Raw genomic sequence first — 6,000 nt, 5'->3', positions numbered from 1 at the left:
GCACCCTAGGTCTGTAAGATATCCACAAAATTGAAAAAGGATGTAAGGGATTTTGTCGAAAAATATTTTTTCGGCACCCCTGAGAGGCCGAAAAGCCTTGATATATCAACATTTCTAGAGGGAGGGAGGAAGATGGGAGGGAAGAGGAGAAATATAAGGAGAATAAAAAATGGAAACCGTGTGGAGGGCACGATAATGAAACACATTCCGAAAGATGTTGTCGCAACATTTTCGATCGTGGCGTTGGATCCGGCGACCGGAGAGCTTGGCATCGCTGTCCAGTCAAAATTTTTAGGTGTCGGGGCGGTCGTACCATGGGCAAAAGCGGGCGTCGGGGCGGTGGCGACACAGTCGTACGCCAACACGTCGTACGGTCCGCGCGGCCTTGAGTGGATGGCCGAAGGAAAAACAGCGCAAGAAACGCTCGAACGGCTCATTGCCGATGACAGGGAGCGCAGTTTGCGCCAAGTCGGCATCGTTGACGCCAAAGGCCGGGCGGCGACATTCACCGGGGAGAAATGTTATCCGTGGGCCGGCGGCATTACCGGCCCGAACTATGCGGCACAAGGCAATATTTTAGCCGGAGAGGAAACGGTGTTGGCGATGGGAAAAACATTTGAACAGGCAAAAGGCCCGCTCGCCGAACGGCTGTTAAAAGCGCTCCAAGCCGGCCAAGCGGCAGGGGGAGACCGCCGCGGCCAACAGTCCGCCGCGTTGTTGGTCGTGAAAGAAAGGGGAGGATATGGCGGCTACAACGATCGGTATATCGATTTGCGCGTCGATGACCATCCGCGGCCGATCGAGGAACTGATCCGGCTGTATCAATTGCGTCAGTTGTATTTTGCGAAGCCGCGGCCGGAGAAGGTGGCAGCACTGGAAGGGACAGTCAAGGAGGAGGTGATCGCCGAGCTGATCCGTCTCGGTTATTTGCCGGAGGAGAAAGCGGAGGACGGCGAAGCGCTCTACCAGGCGTTGACCGCGTATATACATACAGAAAACTTTGAGGAGCGCGAAGTCGAAAAAGGAAAGATTGATCTTGACGTGCTGTCGTACATGAAACAGCAGCTGTCGCCAAAGGCGGCCGACTAGTCGGCCGCCGGTTGTCAACCGGAACGTTTTAACATCTTTCCGAAAGAAGTCTCCCACTTCGAAGCGAAGGGAAAGTGGAAGATGAATGTCGGTTGGCGTTAGCCAACGAATAGGATCGAATATGGCGAGAACGGACACCTTCGGAACGAAGGGAAGCGTAAACGGTTCTTGTGTGTGGCTTACCGTTCGGCGAACACACACAAGTCGCTTGAAGCCCCACCTCTAAGCGAAGTGTAGGTGGTGGGTAGTTCACGGACCAATCGTTTTGGAGTCGTCATAAAGCGGGATGCCCTTCTGCCCGGGGCATCCTCTTTTTGTTTGTCGACGCTGTAAGAGGCGAATAGCCCCACCGGTTTCTTTCCCTAAAAAAGTAAAACATTGTTCTAAATCATCAATATTCCGAACCCGAGCCAAAGGGACAATCCCCCCTCGGGAAGCCGGTTATGATGACAGAAACGGCGGTTGGCTGCGAAGCGGAAATTCCATCAGAAAACAAGTGCCACACGCGTCGCTTTGCACTTTCATCGTTCCGCAGTGCAGTTCGACGATTTTTTTCGACAACGAAAGACCAAGCCCCGTCCCCGTTTCTTTTGTCGAGAAAAACGGGTCAAAAATATGATCGATGACCGAGAGCGGGATGCCGGGCCCGTCGTCACAGAAGCGAAGTTGGACGATATGGTTCGCTTTCCGGCTGCTCACTGTCACATTCATCGTCTTTGCGACTTTTGCCTCGACGGCGTTGCGGAATAAGTTTAAAAATACTTGCAGCAGTTGGCTGCGATCGCCATTCATGTCATAGCCGTCAAGCTGTTCATCGAGGTCAAAATGAACGTTCACATTATGAAGCAGCGCTTCGCTTTGCAGCAGAACACCGACGTCATCACGCAAAAAGCGGTGCAAGTTGAACGTCTCCATTTTCACATCCGCCGGTTTGGCGATATTTAAAAAGTCGGTAATGATGCCGTTCGCCCGATCGAGTTCCGGGATGAGAAGCCGCTCAACGAGCGATGTGACACGATCTGGCAAATCGTTTTTCAGCAGCTGCAAATAGCCGCGTACTGTCGTCAGCGGATTGCGGATTTCATGGGCGATGCCGGCGGCAATGCGGCCGGCGACGGCTAGCTTTTCCGTTTCTTTCATCATGCTGAGCGATTGGAACATACTAATGACCCGCTTGACCGATCCGTCATCATTATAAATAAAGCGGGTGTTGACAATGCCGTAAAAGCGGTCGAGCACCTCATGATTGTAAAGCGGTTCGCGCCTTTCGAGCGATTGAAGCGTTGCGATCAGTTCGTCGGGAAGCTTCAGCAGCTCGCGAATATGTTTGCCGATGATAGCGTCGCGATCGACTCCGGTATCGATGGCCGCTTGTAAATTGCAAAGCGTGATGATGCCTTGGCCGTCGACGAAGACGATATGGTGCGGAACAAGGTCAAGCAACGGTGTTAAAAACGATTCAACTTTTTCAAACGGTACATCGTGATACAAGTCAATGTCCCACTGCCATTCCGCTTCCTTTCCCGGGGAGACCGGGGCCGGGTGAAGGCGCGGCCGGGCATCGCCGCGCTCCTTTTCGATGGCGATTCCGGTTTCGTAATCGGTAAACACGAACGGGAACGGAAGCTTTTCGATAAGCCGCTCATAGGCGCGCAGCTTTCGCTCCAGCTCTTCGGTTTGCTGTTGTACCAATCGGTTGTTCATCCTTTCAAACTCCTTAGCTACACATATCATTTCCTATTTTACAAAAGTGAATCATCTTGGGCGATGACAAGCATCCCTATGTCCGGTACTGAGACGATGCTGTCATCGTCGCCTGCCGCTTCGATGCGGGCAAAAATTTGCCTAAGCGTTTCAAGGGACGGAAAAACAGTTTTCGCCTGTTGTTCGTTGTCGCCCGACGGGATCGTTTGTTCCTTCAGGACGTTTCCGGCACGGAGAAAAGAAAAAGGAGCTTTGGCAATGACGGTGCGCCAACCGGGCACGGAAGCGAACCGCGTTGTTTCCCTTCAACATATCACGCGCCGGCGATCCGGCGGTCGCACCGGTGTCAGGCGGCAGTTAATGCGACGTCCCGCGCTGTATCATACCGTTTTTTCAATCACCATGATTCCATCCTTCACGATCCTAGTTCTTTTCTTCCATATTAGCAAATTCGTCCGTGTTTGCCTATTCTGAAATGAATGTAATTATATTTATAAAACTATGTGCGAAATGATCAAAAACAGCTGTCGTCATAATTATTCATAAACTGCTCTATACTTTTATAAAACTATGTGCTAAATAATCATTAAAAAAACCGCCAATACGGCGGATTAAGGAAGCAAGCGATCTGCTTCGTGGCGAGCGGCAAAGAGTGCGTACAATCCCGCGCCGACAAGACAAAGAACGATGCCGAGCAAGTAAGGGAGCTCTGCCATGTAGCTGAACAAGCTGCCGCCGACAACCGGACCGATGATGCGGCCGAGCGAGTCAAATGATGACAATAGTCCGGCCGCGCTTCCTTGCCGGCCGGACGCCTGTTTCGTAATGAGCGAGGAAACACAAGGGCGGATGATACCGTTTCCGATACCAAAGACCGATAAAAAAAGAGCAGCCGTCCAAAAGTCTTGAATAAGCAAGATAGCCGCAAATCCAAGGGCCGAGACGGCAAGCCCGCCTTGGAGGACGCGTCCTTCGCCAAACCGTTTGATCAACCGGCCAAGGAGCGCCCCTTGGACAAAAGCGCTGGCGATTCCCATTATCATAAAAACATATCCGAGCTGAACTGGGCTGAGTCCGGCGCGGCGGTCGGCAAAGTAAGCAAACGTCGCCTCAAGCCCGGCGAGGGCGAGCGTCGCCGTCCATTGCAACAAATATAAATACAGAAGCGGACGTTTCATCTCCCTAAACGGCGGCCGGCCGGCCGGTCGGATGGCGGTTGGCGGGCGCATGGACTCCGGCAGGACGAGCCATACGAACAATGCTGTCACCGCCGACAGTGCTCCCGCGATGGCAAACGGCAGGTGCAGGCTCGTTTGTGAAAACATTCCCCCGATGGCGGGCCCGCAAATAAAGCCGAGCCCGGTGGCCGCCCCGATCGCTCCCATCGCTTTTCCCCGTTCGTCCGGAGGCGTGACGTCAGCTGCATACGCCATCACCGTCGGCATCGCTGCCGCTGACAGCGCCCCGCCAAGCAAACGGGCGGCAAACAGCGTCATGAGCGTCTCGGCTGTGGAAAAAAGGAAAAATGATAACGACAGCCCGATGATGCCGATGAGCAATATCGGCTTGCGGCCATAGCGGTCGGACAGCTGTCCCCATGCCGGGGAAAACAACAGTTGCATCAATGAGTAAACGGCCATTAACAATCCAAGCTCAAGCGGAGTGGCTCCGACTTCTTCAGCAAGAAACGGCAATACTGGAATAATGATGCCAAAACCTGACATAACCAAAAACATGACCATCCATAAAAGCAACAGCGGGCGGCGTCGTCCCATAGGTCGTCCCCTCCTTCACCCTATTATCGTACGTCATCGGTCAGGAGAAAAGCAACATTTGTCGGCGGTGAAATGTTTTGTATATAATAAAGCGGGGCGAAAAAGAACCGGTCGCCCGATCAGAAAGGGTGGTTTCGTGATGTTGACGTTAACAGACATTGAACAAGCGCGGGCGAAAATGAAAGGGATTGTCCATGAAACGCCGCTTGAGCATTCGCAAACGTTCAGCCGGTTGTCCGGCAATGACGTGTATATGAAACTCGAAAACTTGCAAAAAACGGGATCGTTTAAAGTAAGAGGATCGTTCAACAAAATTATGTCCTTGACCGACGAAGAACGGTCACGCGGTGTCATCGCCGCCTCCGCCGGCAACCATGCCCAAGGAGTCGCCTACGGAAGCGGCATGCTCCACATTCCATGTACGATCGTCATGCCGAAAGGTGCGCCGTTGAGCAAAATCGAAGCGACGAAAAGCTACGGAGCGGAAGTCGTTTTACATGGCGATGTGTTTGACGAGTCGCTCGAGTATGCGCTCGAGCTGCAGCGCGAGCGGGGGATGACGTTTGTGCATCCGTTTGACGATTTGGCCGTCATGGCCGGCCAAGGAACGATCGGTTTAGAGCTAGTGGAGCAGCTTCCCGATGTGGATGTCGTCCTTTGCCCGGTGGGCGGAGGCGGCTTGCTAGCGGGGTTGGCGTTTACATTAAAACAGCTGAAACCGTCTGTCGAGGTATACGGGGTCGAGTCTTCCGCCTGCCCTGGCATGACGGCAGCCCTCCGCCATAAGCAGCCGGTCCCCATCGCAGCGTCGGATACGATCGCCGATGGTATCGCAGTAAAAAAGCCGGGCAATATTACGTATCAATATATTGAGCAATATGTCGATGGCGTCGTCTGTGTCGAAGAGGCGGAAATTTCGCGGACGATGCTTTATTTGCTCGAACGAAACAAACTGCTCGTGGAAGGTTCGGCGGCCTGCCCGCTGGCGGCGCTTTTGTACCAAAAGCTGCCGTTTCGCGACAAAAAAGTCGCTGCCATTTTAAGCGGCGGCAACGTCGATGTGACGTTGATTTCTCGCATCATTGAACGGGGGCTTGTTGAGGCCGGCCGGTTTGTCACGTTTACGACCGTCATTTCCGACAAACCGGGCCAGTTGAACAAGTTGCTTCGCATTATCGCTGAACTAGAAGCCAACGTGATGTCGATCCATCATCAGCGCATCGGTGCGAAAGTATTGCCGGGCCAGGCGGAAATTCATTTTTCGCTCGAGACGAAAAATGAAGATCATATCCAACAAATTTATCAAGTGCTATTGAAAGAAGGATATGATGTGCAATTTTACCGCTGAATAAGGCCGCTCGAATATCGTGCATCCCGCTCATTCGAAGGGGCGGCGGCTTTGTCCGAAGCCGTCCCGAGCGGGCGCTGAGGC

The 6,000-nt window shown here is 53.0% G+C and carries 5 protein-coding genes; 2 read left to right on the top strand and 3 right to left on the bottom strand.

Annotated features, from left to right (window positions below; all coding sequences use genetic code 11):
* The first annotated feature begins 195 nt into the window (after nucleotides 1–195).
* Nucleotides 196–1,089, top strand: a complete 894-nt coding sequence (locus tag ACTVDO_RS04105; RefSeq protein WP_442901098.1) for a DUF1028 domain-containing protein — start codon at nucleotides 196–198, stop codon at nucleotides 1,087–1,089.
* A gap of 441 nt (nucleotides 1,090–1,530) precedes the next feature.
* Here ACTVDO_RS04105 and ACTVDO_RS04100 read toward each other — a convergent pair whose 3' ends face one another.
* The 3 genes from ACTVDO_RS04100 to ACTVDO_RS04090 all read right to left on the bottom strand — a co-directional run bounded on the left by ACTVDO_RS04100 (nucleotide 1,531) and on the right by ACTVDO_RS04090 (nucleotide 4,568).
* Entirely contained in the window at nucleotides 1,531–2,793 is a 1,263-nt protein-coding gene (locus tag ACTVDO_RS04100; RefSeq protein ID WP_020959728.1) for a two-component system sensor histidine kinase NtrB, read from the bottom strand.
* 38 nt (nucleotides 2,794–2,831) lie between these two features.
* The gene (locus ACTVDO_RS04095; protein ID WP_442901097.1) at nucleotides 2,832–3,074 is read right to left on the bottom strand and encodes a hypothetical protein; all 243 of its coding nucleotides are present in this window, start codon (nucleotides 3,072–3,074) and stop codon (nucleotides 2,832–2,834) included.
* A gap of 330 nt (nucleotides 3,075–3,404) precedes the next feature.
* Nucleotides 3,405–4,568 (bottom strand): MFS transporter, encoded by a 1,164-nt coding sequence (locus ACTVDO_RS04090; RefSeq protein WP_020959730.1) that lies wholly within the window; start codon nucleotides 4,566–4,568, stop codon nucleotides 3,405–3,407.
* A 139-nt stretch (nucleotides 4,569–4,707) separates the two neighbouring features.
* Here ACTVDO_RS04090 and ilvA point away from each other — a divergent pair, with 139 nt between their 5' ends.
* Nucleotides 4,708–5,916 (top strand): threonine ammonia-lyase, encoded by a 1,209-nt coding sequence (gene ilvA, locus ACTVDO_RS04085; RefSeq protein WP_020959731.1) that lies wholly within the window; start codon nucleotides 4,708–4,710, stop codon nucleotides 5,914–5,916.
* The last annotated feature ends 84 nt before the right edge of the window (nucleotides 5,917–6,000 follow it).

Origin of the sequence: Geobacillus sp. BK01 (assembly GCF_052220245.1) — a bacterium.
Classification (GTDB): domain Bacteria; phylum Bacillota; class Bacilli; order Bacillales; family Anoxybacillaceae; genus Geobacillus.
The sequence above is the reverse complement of the archived record's forward strand: the minus strand, read 5'-3'. Positions and strand labels throughout refer to the sequence as shown.

Bases quoted from the DNA above. Each gene is read 5' to 3' on its own strand.
- ACTVDO_RS04100 (WP_020959728.1), bottom strand. From the start codon at position 2,793: ATGAACAACCGATTGGTACAACAGCAAACCGAAGAGCTGGAGCGAAAG.
- ACTVDO_RS04090 (WP_020959730.1), bottom strand. From the start codon at position 4,568: ATGGGACGACGCCGCCCGCTGTTGCTTTTATGGATGGTCATGTTTTTG.
- ACTVDO_RS04105 (WP_442901098.1), top strand. From the start codon at position 196: ATGAAACACATTCCGAAAGATGTTGTCGCAACATTTTCGATCGTGGCG.
- ilvA (WP_020959731.1), top strand. From the start codon at position 4,708: ATGTTGACGTTAACAGACATTGAACAAGCGCGGGCGAAAATGAAAGGG.